This is a genomic window from Hoeflea sp. CAU 1731 (assembly GCF_039888615.1).
Classification (GTDB): domain Bacteria; phylum Pseudomonadota; class Alphaproteobacteria; order Rhizobiales; family Rhizobiaceae; genus Flavimaribacter.
Genome location: NZ_JBDQQS010000006.1, coordinates 252820 through 265786, shown reverse-complemented (window position 1 = coordinate 265786; position 12967 = coordinate 252820). Strand labels below are relative to the sequence as shown.

13 protein-coding genes are annotated in these 12967 nt (G+C 62.3%); 7 read left to right on the top strand and 6 right to left on the bottom strand.

Annotation, left to right across the window (positions count from 1 at the left end):
- Nucleotides 1-18: 18 nt before the first annotated feature.
- Genes AAFN47_RS12365 through cnbZ form a run of 3 tightly spaced genes read left to right on the top strand, consistent with a single transcriptional unit; the run spans nt 19 to nt 3071 of the window.
- Nucleotides 19-1500, top strand: coding sequence for an aldehyde dehydrogenase family protein (locus AAFN47_RS12365; protein ID WP_499809539.1), 1482 nt, complete (start codon nt 19-21; stop codon nt 1498-1500).
- Nucleotides 1493-2284: an aspartate dehydrogenase domain-containing protein gene (locus AAFN47_RS12360; RefSeq protein ID WP_499809538.1), complete on the top strand. Its 792-nt coding sequence runs from the start codon at nt 1493-1495 to the stop codon at nt 2282-2284. The genes AAFN47_RS12365 and AAFN47_RS12360 overlap by 8 nt, the downstream gene beginning before the upstream one ends.
- A 28-nt stretch (nt 2285-2312) precedes the next feature.
- Nucleotides 2313-3071: a 2-amino-5-chloromuconate deaminase CnbZ gene (cnbZ, locus tag AAFN47_RS12355; protein ID WP_499809537.1), complete on the top strand. Its 759-nt coding sequence runs from the start codon at nt 2313-2315 to the stop codon at nt 3069-3071.
- Between the two features lie 48 nt (nt 3072-3119).
- Here cnbZ and AAFN47_RS12350 read toward each other — a convergent pair whose 3' ends face one another.
- The 4 genes from AAFN47_RS12350 to AAFN47_RS12335 all read right to left on the bottom strand — a co-directional run bounded on the left by AAFN47_RS12350 (nt 3120) and on the right by AAFN47_RS12335 (nt 7219).
- Complete coding sequence (locus tag AAFN47_RS12350; protein ID WP_499809536.1) at nt 3120-4205, bottom strand: Gfo/Idh/MocA family protein; 1086 nt, start codon at nt 4203-4205, stop codon at nt 3120-3122.
- 90 nt (nt 4206-4295) lie between these two features.
- A complete protein-coding gene (locus tag AAFN47_RS12345; protein WP_499809535.1) occupies nt 4296-5471 on the bottom strand; it encodes an ABC transporter substrate-binding protein in 1176 nt (391 codons plus the stop codon).
- Nucleotides 5472-5543: 72 nt separating this feature from the next.
- Nucleotides 5544-6389, bottom strand: a complete 846-nt coding sequence (locus AAFN47_RS12340) for an ABC transporter permease (protein WP_499809534.1) — start codon at nt 6387-6389, stop codon at nt 5544-5546.
- An 11-nt stretch (nt 6390-6400) separates the two neighbouring features.
- The gene (locus AAFN47_RS12335) at nt 6401-7219 is read right to left on the bottom strand and encodes an ABC transporter ATP-binding protein (RefSeq protein ID WP_499809533.1); all 819 of its coding nucleotides are present in this window, start codon (nt 7217-7219) and stop codon (nt 6401-6403) included.
- Here AAFN47_RS12335 and AAFN47_RS12330 point away from each other — a divergent pair.
- The 3 genes from AAFN47_RS12330 to AAFN47_RS12320 are packed head-to-tail and all read left to right on the top strand — an operon-like array spanning nt 7218 to nt 10304.
- Nucleotides 7218-7502 (top strand): hypothetical protein, encoded by a 285-nt coding sequence (locus tag AAFN47_RS12330; protein WP_499809532.1) that lies wholly within the window; start codon nt 7218-7220, stop codon nt 7500-7502. The genes AAFN47_RS12335 and AAFN47_RS12330 overlap by 2 nt on opposite strands.
- Nucleotides 7503-7535: 33 nt before the next feature.
- The gene (locus AAFN47_RS12325; RefSeq protein ID WP_499809531.1) at nt 7536-8492 is read left to right on the top strand and encodes a MurR/RpiR family transcriptional regulator; all 957 of its coding nucleotides are present in this window, start codon (nt 7536-7538) and stop codon (nt 8490-8492) included.
- Between the two features lie 33 nt (nt 8493-8525).
- Nucleotides 8526-10304 (top strand): NAD(P)-binding domain-containing protein, encoded by a 1779-nt coding sequence (locus AAFN47_RS12320; protein WP_499809530.1) that lies wholly within the window; start codon nt 8526-8528, stop codon nt 10302-10304.
- 6 nt (nt 10305-10310) lie between these two features.
- On the opposite strand, the gene AAFN47_RS12315 is transcribed toward AAFN47_RS12320, so the two are convergent.
- Nucleotides 10311-11555 (bottom strand): amidohydrolase/deacetylase family metallohydrolase, encoded by a 1245-nt coding sequence (locus AAFN47_RS12315; protein ID WP_499809529.1) that lies wholly within the window; start codon nt 11553-11555, stop codon nt 10311-10313.
- Nucleotides 11556-11600: 45 nt separating this feature from the next.
- Complete coding sequence (locus AAFN47_RS12310; RefSeq protein WP_499809528.1) at nt 11601-11966, bottom strand: RidA family protein; 366 nt, start codon at nt 11964-11966, stop codon at nt 11601-11603.
- A 221-nt stretch (nt 11967-12187) separates the two neighbouring features.
- On the opposite strand from AAFN47_RS12310, the gene AAFN47_RS12305 reads away from it, so the two are divergent.
- Entirely contained in the window at nt 12188-12943 is a 756-nt protein-coding gene (locus AAFN47_RS12305) for an SDR family NAD(P)-dependent oxidoreductase (RefSeq protein WP_499809578.1), read from the top strand.
- Nucleotides 12944-12967 lie beyond the last annotated feature (24 nt).

Sequence of the window (12967 nt, the reverse complement as noted above, 5' to 3'; positions counted from 1 at the left end):
ACGATGGAGTTATCTGTGATGAATGAGCATGCTGTCACCCACAGCGGGCGATTTGAGACGATCCTGTGCCCCTATGACGGGCACGAAGTCGGACAAATGCCGATCAGCGACGCCGACGACGTGGATGCGGCGATCAGCGCCGCCGTCGAAACATTCGCGAAAACGAAGAGGCTGCCGCGTTTCGTGCGCGCCGATATTCTGGAACGCGCGGCCGACATTCTCGAAAAGCGGCGGGAGGAGATCACGCTTCTGATCGCGGCCGAGGCCGGAAAGCCGCTCTATGACGCCCGCGGCGAGGTTTCCCGCTCCCTCTTCAATCTGCGCAACGCCGCGCGCGAGGCGCGCAATTTTTCCGGCCAGGAAGTACCGCTGGACGTCGATGAGAGTGTCTTCGCCTACCAGACGACGCGCCCGGACGGGTCGCGACTCGACATGGCGGAGGCGGACATTGAAACGCTCAGCAATCTCGGTCGCCGCTTCGGCGTGGCCCGACGGTTCCCGATCGGTCCGGTGCTTGCGATCACGCCGTTCAATTTTCCTCTCAACCTCGTCCTGCACAAGGTGGCGCCGGCGCTTGCGGTCGGCAATACTGTCATCCTGAAGCCGGCGCCGCAGACGCCGCTGACGAGCATGGTTCTGGCGGAGATATTCGCCGAGGCCGGCTTGCCGGAGGGCGCGCTCTCAGTGGTTCATTGCAATGTCGAACAGGCCGAGCGGATGGTGTGCGACGAGCGCGTTCGCATGGTCACCTTCACCGGCAGCGCGAAGGTCGGCTGGCACGTCAAGGACATGGCGGGAAACAAGAAGGTCGCGCTTGAGCTCGGCGGCAATGGCGCCGTCGTTGTCGCCGATGACGCGGACATCGAATTTGCGGCCGCCCGCTGCGTTCGCGGCGGGGTCGTTTACGGCGGTCAGTATTGCATCGGCGTGCAGCGTGTTTTCGTGCACGACGCCGTCTACGACCGTTTCGAAAAGGAGCTGCTCGATCGCATCAAGGCGTGCCGCGTCGGCAATCCGCTCGAAGAAGGCGTCGATGTCGGCCCTGTCATCGACGAGGGGTCTGCCAAGCGCATCGAAAGCTGGATCGACGAGGCGGTTTCCGGCGGGGCGCGCGTGCTTGCAGGCGGCAAACGCCACAATGCAGTCATTGAACCTACCGTGCTCACTGACACCACACCCGACATGAAGGTCGAGGCCGAGGAGATCTTCGGCCCGGTTATCACCCTCACGCGGGTATCGAGCGCCGAAGAAGGCGTTCGGCGCGCCGCCGATTCCCGTTACGGCCTGCAGGGCGGCTATTTCACCAACGACCTCAAGGCCGCCTTCCGGGCGCTTGAAGACTGGGATGTCGGGGGGCTGATGATCAACGACGTGCCGATCTACCGCATCGACAACATGCCGTTCGGAGGCTGGAAGGATTCCGGTTTCGGCCGCGAGGGAACCCGCTACGCCATGGACAGCATGACCGATATCAAGTTTCTCGTGGTCAATTATGGCTGAACGCCGGCAATTGGCGGTGGCGGTTGCCGGCCTTGGCAGCGTCGGGATCAAGGTCGCCCGGGCGCTGGATGCAGGTATTGACGGCCTGCGTCTGGCGGCGGTCACCGCCAGCAGTCCCGAAAGCGCACGCAATCGCATTGCGCAATTCAAGTCATCGCCGGCGGTTGTGACGCTTGACGAACTCGCCGACCACGGCGATATCGTCGTCGAATGCCTGCCGCCCGACTGCTTTCGCGCGATTGCGCTTTCGGCGCTGGAACGCGACCGCATCCTGATCGCGGCCAGCGTCGGCGGCCTGCTTGAAAATCCCGATATTGTCGAACGCGCGCGAACGGGTTCGGGGCGGATCATCGCCCCGTCCGGAGCGATCGCCGGCGTCGACGCCTTGTCAGCTGCGCGCGAGGCCGGCCTGCAATCGGTGAAACTCATCTCCACCAAGCCGCCGAAGGCGTTCGGGGAAGCCGGAGACGGCATTGTGGAGCCAACGACCATATTCGTGGGCGCGGCCCGTGAAGCCGTCAAGCGGTTTCCAAAGAACATCAATGTCGCAGCCACCGTCAGCCTCGCCGGGTTCGGCCCGGATCGCACGATCATCGAAATCCGGGCGGATCCTGCCGCGAGCGCGAACCGTCACGAATTGCAAATCGTCTCGGGCGTCGGCGAGGCCGTCATGACGTCGGTCAACCTGCCGGACCCGGACAATCCGAAAAGCAGCGCCATTACCGGCTACAGCATCATCGCGGCCCTGCGCCGCCTCGCCGATCCGCTGAGCATCGGCAGTTGAATTCCACAGACATGAAAGGATCACCAACATGAACAAACCCGTCGAGATGCAGGCCGGAGGCTACGCCTATGTTCCGGGCGTATTTCAATATTCCGCTGGTGTTAGCGCTCTTCCCGGCTTCCGGATCGACCGCGTCCGTTTCGACAAGGTGGCGCCGATGAAGGAGGGGTTCGCCCTGATCGCCGAGTTCCTGAAGTCGGGCAACCGGCCGCTCACGGCGTTCTGCGCCTGCGAGATGCGCTCGCCGGAGCCCTTCACAGAGAAAAGCTTCGGCACTTTCAATCGCGACTATTCGAAAACGCTGATCGAATGGGGGATCATGACGGGCGAGGACAACCCCGTGGCGCGTTCGAATGTCTGTCCGGAAATCGACCCGCCGTCGGAACCCGGCTTCCACGCCTTCTGCTACACGGTGCCTGACGACACGCCGTCGCCGACATTCACAATCGCCGGCAGCGGCGAAGCTCCCGAAGGCAAAGGCAACTACCAGGACCACATCGTCCGCCGTGGAGAGGTTGACGCAGACGGACTGCGCGAAAAGGCCCATTGGGTGATGGGCGAAATGGAACGCCGCATGAGCCACTTCGATGCAGGATGGAAGGACACGACGGCGGCCCAGCTGTATACCGTCTACGACATCCACCCATTTTTCGAGGAACTGGTCAATCGCGGCGCAGTCAGAAACGGCCTGACCTGGCACTACAACCGGCCGCCGGTGGTGGAGCTCGATTATGAAATGGATTGCCGGCGCATCCGGCACGAGCGGGTGATCCCGTCAGGTCTCTGATCGACCTTGCGGCCGGAGCAAACCCGGCCGCCATTAATTGCAGGGCGATCAGGCGAGTTCGATCGCCTTGCCCTTTTCGATGCTTTCTTCCGCCGCAAGAACGATACGCAGGCTGTTGACGGCCGCGTCCATGGATTCGGTCAGGTCCAGATCCTCGTTAATCGCCTTCAGGAAGAACTCCTGTTCCCGGTCGCAAAGGTCCTGGTGGCCGGGCTCGTCCTCCATGTTGAGGATCTCGTCCTTCTTCGAGAAATTCTTGTCGCCGTCGACGTCCGCGTAGTGGATCTTGATGGCGTCGGTCTTGGTGTGCTGGTCGATATCGGCGGAGTCGGACAGTTCGTCCGTTTCCTTGTCGTTGTGGTTCTGGCCGGCGACGATCGAAACGGCGCCTTTCGGGCCCACCACATCCTTCACGAAATAGGCGATCTCGCTCATCATCGGGCCCCAGCCGGCTTCGTACCAGCCCACCGAGCCGTCATCGAACGTGACATGCAGGTGGCCGTAGTTCTGCTTGGCCGCGTCGTCCCACAGCTTCGCACCGATGCCGTGCACGCGCACCGGCTTGGCTCCGGTCAACTGGCACATCACGTCGACATAATGCACGCCGCAATCGACGATTGGAATCAGGGAGTCGATGAGGTTCTTGTGCCATGACCAGGCCGGGCCGCTGCTCTGCTGGTTGAGGTTGAGGCGCATGACCAGAGGCTTGCCGAGCTGCTGTCCCTTCTCGATAAAGGTCACCCACGACGGATGCACCCGCAGAATGTAGCCGAGCACCAGCTTGCGGTTCGTCTCGCGCGCCTTGGCCACAACCTTCTCCGCGTCCTCAATATTGGTGGCGAGCGGCTTTTCCATGAAGACATGGGCGCCGGCGTCCATCGCCTTGATTGCATATTCGGCATGGGTGTTCGGCCAGGTGTTGATCGACACAGCGTCCGGCTTCGTCGCAGCCAATGCCTCGTCGTAGTCCTCGAAGAGCGGATAGCCCTTGAGCTCATCCGGTATCGACTTGCTCTTGATCGTCCGGCTCATGAGACCGACGATTTCGAAACCGTCCATCCGGTGATAAGCGCTGGCGTGCGAGGCGCCCATGTTACCCAGACCGACGACGAGAACTTTCACTTTGTCAGGCACAGCGCCCTCCCCTGAATTCGATTGTAGTTGGTATGCGGGCGGCGGCCCCGACAGAGCCCGCCGCCCGCACTTTCATCCGTTTGCGCAGTCTTATTTCACTGCCGCGTCGAACATGGTCGCGCGGATGGAGTCGATGTCGATCGCCTTCATCTCTTCCGAGAGTTCATAGGCGTCGGCGTCGGCTTTCACCTTGGCGTGGTCGAAGTCGTTGGCCGGACCGATCAGTTCGTTGGTCAGAACGGCTTCAGCGTCCACCGGCTTGGAGATCTGGCCCATTTCGGCGATCAGGTCGAAGAAGGTCTGCCAGCTCGACATGTCGTGCCAGCCCCAGCCTTCCCGGGCTTCCATGGTGCCGCGGAAGACATTGCCCTGCTGCAGGATGGAAGCGACGCCGAGCTCCGCGCCCGTATTCTTGGCGAAGGTCGGGAATTCCTCGAACACGGCTTCGACGGCTGCGCGCGGGTTCTGGTAAGCGAACTCCAGGCCCATCGCCCATCCGCGAAGATACTTCTTGAGGAAGTCGACGCGATCCGGATCTTCCAGGTCGGAGGCGCGCACCACGAAGGTGTTCGCCGGCAGTTTGGAATTCTGCACGCCGAGCCAGTATTCGAAGTCGAGGCCGGTCGCAATCCATTCGGCGCGCAGGCCTTCCCAGCCAAGCGCAGCGTCGCCCTGGCCGCTGGCGAGAGCAGTGCCCCACGTCGGCCAGCCGGCCTCGACGTAATTGACCTTGCTGACGTCGACGCCTTGCGCTGCAAGCATCGGGTCGACGATCGCCTGCCAGGCGGCGGAACCGAGGAGAATGGTCTTGCCCTCGATGTCCTTGAGATCCTTCAGGCCTTCGCCCTTGCGGAAGGCGAGGCTGAATGTGTCGAGCGCGCCCATGTGGAACACCGACTTCAGGTTCATGCCGTTTTCGATGGCGAAGGAGAAGACGCCCGGAGACGGGAAGCCCATGTCGGCCTGACCGACCGCGACGAACTTCACGGTCGCCGTGCCGTCGGAAGGGCCAGGCTCCATCTTCGTGTCCAGCCCGTCGAAATAGCCCATCTTCTTGCCGATCCAGTACGGATAGTCGTCGAGCACTTCAAGCGTGCCGCGCGGCGAGATCCAGGTGAAGGTGCCGTAGGGGTCGGCCTGCGCCGATCGCATGCCGGGCAGACCCATGGCGCCCATCGTTACGAGACCCGCGCCGGAAACCTGTAGGAACCGGCGACGGTTTGCCGCCCCTGTAAGGGGCGTTTGAGAAAGCGTGGTTTTGGTCATGTTCTATACCCTCTGCAGTTAAGTTCTCTTCCCATAGTCGCCCGTATCACCGGGCGTATCTTGGCCGTGCGATCAGGCTTCCCAGCTCGCCCACTTCTTCCCGATCAGGAAAAATATCACGTAAATCAGAATCCCGAGGAACGAGAGGATCAGAACGACGGCAAAGAATTGCGGCATCTGGATCATCGACGAATAGGTGGTCAGCCGGTTGCCGAGGCCGAAACCGCCGCCCACCATTTCCGCGCCGACAGCCGTCAGCAGGCCAAAGATCGCGCCGATCATCAGACCGACCAGGATCATCGGAAGCGCCATCGGCGCGCGGATTTTCCAGAATATCTGCAGCGTGCTTGCGCCATAGGAGCGCGCCAGCGCGATCTTGGCGCTGTCGACCCGGCGAAAGCCGGTCGCGGCGTTGATCATGACCATGGGGCCGGCGGCCAGCGCCACCGCGATGATGCGCGGCGTGTAGCCGAACCCGAAGCGCAGGATCAGAAGCGGCACCAGCGCCAGCATCGGCGTGGTGACGAGCAACAGAATATAGGGCGCGATGATTTTTTCAGCGAAAGGAAACTGGGTGATCACGGCGGCCAGGATCAGGCCGATCGTCGCGCCGATCGCGAAGCCCGACAGGAGCTCCACCAGCGTATAGCCGAGATGCGGCAGGATCAGCGTGAAGTCCCCGATCAGCGCTGCAAAAATCGAACTCGGCGTCGGCATAATGAACGGCGGAACCTCGAAGACGCGCAGCGCCAGCTCCGTGCCGCCGATAACGAATACGGCGACAGCGATGATCGCCAGGACTTCCCTGGTGGACTTGACGCCGATCCCGCTGGAGAAACCCGACAGATTGGTCAGGCTGACCTCGCCGCCCTCCTTGGACTGCTTGCGGAATTCCGGGATTGCATCCGTTTCGCTCACGTCTCAGATCCTCAGCTGGCAACTGCCGGTTCGCGCATTTCGGCGGAGGCGATGCCGGCGCGGCGACCGACGATCTCCTCCTTGATCGCGTTGGTAAGGTCGAAGACCTCCTTGCTCGCCATGACCTCGAGCGATCGCGGCCGCTCGAAGGGCACGTCGAACACCCGCGCCACCCGGCCCGGCCTCGGGCTCAGCACCACGACGCGGTCGGAAAGCAGGATCGCCTCCTCGATGCTATGCGTTATGAACACGATGGTCGTATGGGTGTCCATCCAGATTTCCTCGACCAGCCGGTTCATCTCCTCGCGCGTAAAGGAATCGAGCGCGCCGAAGGGCTCGTCCATCAACAGGACGGAGGGTTTGAGCGACAGGGCGCGCACGATCGCGGCGCGCTGCTGCATGCCGCCGGACAGTTCGCGCGGAAATTTCCTGCCGAATCCCTCGAGGCCAACGCGGTTCAGCAGATGATCGACCCAGACCCGGTCGATCTGCTGATGCTTGATTTCGAAGGGAAAACGAATGTTGGCTTCAAGATTTCGCCAGGGAAGCAGGTTCGCTTCCTGAAACACGATGCCGATATCCGGATGCGGCCCGGTGATCGGCTGGTTGTCGAGCAACACCTGACCCGCGGTCAGGCCGTGCAGGCCGGACATCGACCATAAAAGCGTGGTCTTGCCACAGCCGGACGGTCCGACGATCGAAACGATCTCGTTCGGCTGGACCGCCATGGTGCAATCCTCCAGCGCCAGCAAGTCGCCGGACGCGGTCTGATAGACCTTGGTCGCCGCTTCGACGCGAAGTTTTGGTGTGACTGCACCGGATGCGTTCATGAAATTCCCTGAACCCTCTCAAGGCAATCTGCCGTTTGTCCAAATCCACCCAAAGCAGTTTGTAACTATCCTACTTACCTGTCAAGCTGAAGCCGACCAAATGGTTGAAAACTTCAACTCTGCCTATGAAAAGCCACCATTTCTAGGGTTCTCTGGGAAATTCATTTATGTTAGTTTCCTACACAGCTTCGGACAAACGCCAATTTTTCCGCTGTTTTCCCCTGAAATCGGAGTTTCTCCATTGCAGGGATATCCAGCCGGAATGATAGACTTTCACGTGTAGAGTCACAGGCGCCGCAAGCGAAGGGAGAAACCCATGACGGAAGCGCTCGGTCAGGATCATGACGAGAAGGACGACGCCCGGGCGCGCCATACGGGCGAGTTCGGGCAGGCCAGACGCATTCCCGACATCATATCGCAGATCAAGGACAACTACGGCGACCTGCGGCCGGCCGAGCGGCGCGTCGCCGACGCGGTGCTGGAAGACGTGAAATTCGCGGTTGACGCATCCAATGCTGCGCTTGCCCATCGCGCCAGCGTCAGCGAGCCGACGGTCACCCGCTTTTGCCGCGCCATCGGCTGCGAGGGCGTGCGCGATTTCAAGCTGAAGCTGGCGCAGAGCCTCGTCGTCGGAGCGCTCTACCTCACCAAGCCGCCGACAGCCAGCAGCGAAAACCGCATGCCGTTCTGGTCCGCGGTTTTCGGCGAGGCGCGCCACGCGCTGGCCGAAGCCGAAAGACAGCTCAATCCGGCGCGCATCGAACGGGCCGCCGACCTTATTACAAAAGCGCGCCAGATCACGGTCTTCGGCCTCGGCGGCAGTTCCTCGTCGCTTGCCCAGGAAACCCAGCACCGCCTGTTCCGCTATGGTCTCTCGGTGACCGCCCACAGCGATCCCTATCTGATGCGCATGACGGCGTCGACGCTGAAGCCGAACGACGTGGTCATCGCAATATCCGCGACGGGCCGTACGCGCGAGGTCATCGAGGCGGTCGAACTCGCCAAGCACTACCGCGCCGCAACGATCTGCATCACTGCGCCGAACAGCGAACTCGCCGCCATATGCGACGTGGAGCTTACGATCGGCGTGCCGGAATTTCCCGACACGCTTAAGCCCACGGCCTCGCGCTTCGCCTTCCTTGCGGCGATCGACCTGATGGCTGTGGCCGCCGGCTATAAGTTGGGCGACGACGCACAGGAGACGCTGCGCCGGATCAAATACAATGTGCTGACCCATCGCGGCGGCAACGAACTGGAGCCCCTCGGGGACTGAATACAAACCGTCTGGGTATCAGGAGAATTCGCCATGCTCGATAAGGCGCCGGCCGCTCAAATCACCAACTGGCTGAAATCATTCGCAGCTGCTCTGGACGAGGGCGACATCGACGACGCCGTGGACCTGTTTCAGGACGAGTGCTACTGGCGCGACCTGCTGACCTTCACCTGGAACATCAAGACGATGGAGGGAAAGGCAGCGATCGCCGACATGCTGCGCGCAACACTTGGGTCTGCGAAACCGTCCGGATGGACGCTGACCGAAGAGGTCAGCGTCGGCGGCGACAAGGTCGAAGGCTGGTTTACCTTCGAAACGGCCGTCGCTCATGGCCTGGGCGTCGTGCGGCTGGTGAACGGGCGCTGCCACACGCTGTTCACGTCGATGACGGATCTGGCGGGTTTCGAGGAACGAAAGGGCGTGACACGACCGCTCGGCGTCGTTCACAAGGCCGACCCGGATCGCGAAACCTGGTCGGAAGCCCGCGCCCGCGAAGAGCGCGACCTCGGTTCAACGGTGCAACCCTACTGCCTGATCATCGGCGGCGGCCAGGGCGGCATGGCGCTCGGCGCGCGCCTGAAACGGCTCGGCGTTTCGACCATCATCGTCGAAAAGAACACGAAGGCGGGCGACTCCTGGCGCAACCGCTATCGCACGCTCGTGCTGCATGATCCGGTCTGGTACGACCATATGCCCTACCTCCCCTTCCCGGAGCACTGGCCGGTCTTCACGCCGAAGGACCAGATGGGCGACTGGCTGGAAATGTACGCCAAGGTCATGGAGCTCAATTACTGGGCCTCGACAACCTGCACCGGCGCGTCCTGGGACGCGGACAGGAAAGAGTGGACGGTCGAACTCGACCGCGACGGCGAGAAGGTAGTCCTTAAGCCCAGGCAGCTTGTCTTCGCCACCGGGGCCTACGGTCCGCCGCGCTGGATCGACCTGCCGGGCAAGGACCAGTTCAAAGGTGAAATCATCCATTCCAGCCAATACACCGCGGGCGACGATTTCCAGGGCAAAACGGTCGCCGTCATCGGCGCCGCGAGCTCCGGACACGACGTCAGCGTCGATCTTTGGGAAAGCGGCGCCGACGTCACCATGATCCAGCGCGCGCCGACGACCGTGGTCAAATCCGACACGCTGATGGAAATGGGCTTCGAGATCTATTCCGAAGCCGCCGTCGCGAGGGGCCTCACCACCGAAAAGGCCGACTACCTGTCAGCCTCCATCCCCTTCGCGACCCAGCCGCCGATCCAAAAGGCGCTCTACGACCGGATCCGCAAACGCGACGCCGACTTCTACGATCGGCTTTCCGCCTCCGGTTTCGCCATCGATTTTGGTCCGGACGAAACTGGCCTCATGATGAAGGCCTACCGCACGGGGTCCGGCTATTATATCGACGTCGGCGCCAGCGACCTCATCATCGACGGCAAGGTGAAGGTGAAGAGCGGCGTCGACATCGAAACGCTGACGCCCGAAGGCATCCGTTTCGCGGACGGCGACGAACGTCCCTTCGACGTGATCATCCTGTGCACCGGATACGAATCCATGCACGAGACGGTGGCTGAAATCGTCGACCGGGAGACCGCCGACAGCGTGGGCCCCTGCTGGGGCGTCGGATCCGGCGTGCGCAACGACCCCGGTCCATGGCAGGGAGAACTGCGCAATATGTGGAAACCGACGGCGCACGAAGCGCTCTGGTTCCACGGCGGCAATCTGGCGTTATCGCGGTTCTATTCGAAATTCCTCGCGCTGCAGCTCAAGGCGCGCTTGGAAGGCGTCGAGACGCCGGTCTATCAGCGTCCGTCATAAAGAGTTTCAGCAGTCGCAGGCGCGCGTATAGGGCCGGCCGAAATGGTTCAGCGCCATTTCGGTATGCGCGCAGCGCGGGCTCGTCGGCGGCGTTTCGAGATCGGGATCCCCCGCCTCGTTCGGCTGCCAGACGCCGCCCGCGACGATGCCATCGCTGACGATTCGCTCATTGGCGATGATTTCGGCTCCTGTCGAATCCCGATACGGAAACTGGCCGGCTTTCAGTCGCAGAACGCTGATATCGGCGACCGAGCCGACATTGAGCCGTCCAAGGTCGGGCCGACCCACCACGTCCGCCGGCTTCTCGGTTGAAGCCCGGATCACTTCCATCATCGGCATGCCCAGCGTCATCAGCTTCGACATGCAGACCGGCATGTCGAAGGCCGGTCCGCCGACGCACAGAAGATGCACGTCGCTGGAAATCACGTCCGGCATCACGCCTTCCTTCAGCATGGTGCGCGCGACGCTGAAATCGAACGAACCCATGCCGTGGCCGATGTCGAATATGATGCCGCGCTCGCGCGCCAGCAGCATGTCCTCACGGATTTCGCCAGCGCCGTTGACCGGCGAATTCGGAAACGGGCGAAAGCAATGGGTCAGCACGTCGCCCTTGCGCAGACTGTGCAGAACCTGCAGGCGGCCGGGCGGCGGCTCGTCGATATGCGCCATCAGCGGCAGACCGACGGCGTCCGCCGCGTCGATCGCGATCTCCACCGGCGCGATGCCGCTCTGTCCGCCGGCGATCCTGCCGGAGCGAACCTTCATGCCGACGATGATGTCGGAATGTTCGCGCACGCAGGCCACCGCCTCGCGGGGGTCGCAGAGATTGACGTTGACGCATTCGCCGACCATCAGACGGTTGGCGAAGCCGAAGATTCCGGCGAATGAAATATTGAGATAGGCCAGAATGCGCACCCGGGAGGGTTCGATCACATGGCTTCTGAAACCGAGCATGTTGCCGGCGCCGGCGCTGCCGGCGTCGACATAGGTGGTCGTGCCGCTCGCCGCCGCCAGCCGGTCTGCGTTGATCCCGAGCGATGTGCCGCCCCAGTAGACATGGGTGTGCAGGTCGATGAGGCCGGGCGTGACGATGCAACCCGCGGCGTCGATCACCTTGGCGGCGTTTTCAGCGGAAAGCTCGTCTTCGATCGCCGTAACCCGGTCGCCCGAAACGCCAATGTCCCTGACGCCGTCAACGCCGGAGGCGGGATCGATCATCCTGCCCCCTTTTATCAGAAGATCGAATGGCATCGGCGTTTCCTCTCGCAATATCTGTCCATTACCGTCGACCAGGACCTACAGGGGTTTGTAGGCCATCGCCTCCACTTCGATCTTGATGTCGATCATCAGGCGCGACTCCACGGTCGTGCGCGCCGGCGGGTTCTCCGGGAAATAGGTCCCGTACACCTTGTTGAAGGCGCCGAAGTCGCGCGCGTCCTCAAGCCATACGGTCGTCTTGACGACATCCTCCATGGCGCAGCCGGCGAGCGCAAGCGCCGCCTTCACGTTTTCCATCACCTGGCCCGTCTGCTCGGCTATGCCGCCCTTGACGACAGCGCCGTCGGAGCCCACCGGAACCTGGCCGGACACGAAGACAAAGTCGCCGGCCCGCACGGCCGGAGAAAGTGGAACATGGGACGCGCCGAAGCACTGTTTAGACATGGTCTGTCTCCATCAAGGTGTCGTTTCCTCGCTCTTCCCGCGCCTGTCCACAAGTCGCCATATCATTGCGGGCGCCCAACGCAGGAAGGGCTGCGTAATCTTGTAACAGTCTCTGTTGGAAAGCAACATTATTCGCGAATTTGTGTTGCTTTATTACATAGTTTTCAGCATCCTTGCTTTTGCAGTACGTTATCGGGGAGGCATTGGCGAAGTCGGTGGCAATGAATTTCGAGGGACGCAACGTGGTGGTGACGGGCGCCGGAGGCGGCGTGGGAACCGCGCTTGTCGCGTGTCTGGGCGATCTCAACGCCCGGGTGATCGGCTGCGACGTCGAGGGCGCCAATCTCTCCTCGCCGGCGATCGCCCGCGCATTGTATTTCGATCTCGCCGACGATGCAGCGGTTGAAAAGGCCGCAAAGGCGATTTGCGAAGACGGCCCGCCCGCCGCCGTCATATCCAACGCCGGCTGGACGCGCGCCGAAACCCTGGCCGACATCACGCCCGACAATCTCGCCCACGAGATGGACCTGAATTTTCGCGGCGCCGCGCTCCTGTCGCGCGCCCTCATTCCGGCCATGCGCAACCAGCCCGGCGGCTCGGCCTTCGTGTTCGTCTCGTCCGTCAATGCGCTCGCCCATTTCGGCAATCCGGCCTATTCCGCCGCGAAGGCCGCGCTGCAGGCCTGGATGCGGGCGATCGCCACGGAAGAAGGCCGCAACGGCATCCGCGCAAACGTCGTGGTTCCCGGCTCGATCATGACAAACGCCTGGACGCACCGCATCGAGGAGAAGCCGGAAATCATGGACAAGGTCCGGCGTCTGTATCCACTCGGCCGGCTGGTCGAACCGGCGGAGGTCGCGCGAACGATCGCCTTTCTCGCCTCGCCCTGGGCGAGCGGCGTCACAGGCGCCTCGGTTCCCGTCGACGCAGGCCTGACGGGCGGCAACCTGCCTTTTCTCGAACTGATTTCGGATTGACCGCAAAGCGGCTTTCGCCTGGAG

Bases quoted from the DNA above. Each gene is read 5' to 3' on its own strand.
- AAFN47_RS12365 (WP_499809539.1), top strand. From the start codon at position 19: ATGAATGAGCATGCTGTCACCCACAGCGGGCGATTTGAGACGATCCTG.
- AAFN47_RS12360 (WP_499809538.1), top strand. From the start codon at position 1,493: ATGGCTGAACGCCGGCAATTGGCGGTGGCGGTTGCCGGCCTTGGCAGC.
- cnbZ (WP_499809537.1), top strand. From the start codon at position 2,313: ATGAACAAACCCGTCGAGATGCAGGCCGGAGGCTACGCCTATGTTCCG.
- AAFN47_RS12345 (WP_499809535.1), bottom strand. From the start codon at position 5,471: ATGACCAAAACCACGCTTTCTCAAACGCCCCTTACAGGGGCGGCAAAC.
- AAFN47_RS12330 (WP_499809532.1), top strand. From the start codon at position 7,218: ATGAAATTCCCTGAACCCTCTCAAGGCAATCTGCCGTTTGTCCAAATC.
- AAFN47_RS12335 (WP_499809533.1), bottom strand. From the start codon at position 7,219: ATGAACGCATCCGGTGCAGTCACACCAAAACTTCGCGTCGAAGCGGCG.
- AAFN47_RS12325 (WP_499809531.1), top strand. From the start codon at position 7,536: ATGACGGAAGCGCTCGGTCAGGATCATGACGAGAAGGACGACGCCCGG.
- AAFN47_RS12320 (WP_499809530.1), top strand. From the start codon at position 8,526: ATGCTCGATAAGGCGCCGGCCGCTCAAATCACCAACTGGCTGAAATCA.
- AAFN47_RS12315 (WP_499809529.1), bottom strand. From the start codon at position 11,555: ATGCCATTCGATCTTCTGATAAAAGGGGGCAGGATGATCGATCCCGCC.
- AAFN47_RS12310 (WP_499809528.1), bottom strand. From the start codon at position 11,966: ATGTCTAAACAGTGCTTCGGCGCGTCCCATGTTCCACTTTCTCCGGCC.
- AAFN47_RS12305 (WP_499809578.1), top strand. From the start codon at position 12,188: ATGAATTTCGAGGGACGCAACGTGGTGGTGACGGGCGCCGGAGGCGGC.